The organism is Vibrio sp. 1069 (genome assembly GCF_033340555.1).
The window spans coordinates 1-544 of record NZ_JAWOWP010000826.1 but is presented as its reverse complement, the minus strand read 5'-3'; the positions used below and the strand labels follow the sequence as shown (position 1 = coordinate 544).

Below are 544 nucleotides of genomic sequence, written 5' to 3'. Positions count from 1 at the left end.
TCTTTCTTCAAGGGGAATTATCTGTTCCAAACGTGGACGGACGCCAGTTCTATCATCGACTACTTACTCTTTGCTAAAAAGTACCTTGCCGAATGTGAGGAGCGTTATGGCGTTCAAGAGGTTGAAAAGCTTCTCGACTCCTGCCATGCGTTAATGAACTTTGGTGTCGACCGCTATAAACGACCAGAGAAAATCTCGATTACCGAGGAGAAGGCCCGCCAAGAGGAGCGCGAGGCTTATCTGCAATCTCAAGTCAATGAACTGTGGCGAACCGTACCAAGAGCCAAAACTAAAGAAGAAGACATTAAAGAGCGCTTCCCTAGTGAACCTCAAGAAAACCTACTCTACTTCTTTGAGAAACATGCGCCGCTCTTGGAACCATGGCAACGCGAGGTTGTTCGAATCGTACGAAAAATCAGCCAGTACTTTTATCCACAAAAGCAAACTCAGGTTATGAATGAGGGATGGGCAACGTTCTGGCACTACACGATTCTAAACCACTTGTATGATGAAGGTATTGTGTCCGAAAAGTTCATTCTTGAAT

Annotated in this window: 1 protein-coding gene; it reads left to right on the top strand. The window is 45.2% G+C overall.

Annotated elements, in window-relative coordinates:
- The coding region (locus R7040_RS29290) for a SpoVR family protein (RefSeq protein WP_318098020.1) at positions 1–544 on the top strand (544 nt) is incomplete at both ends.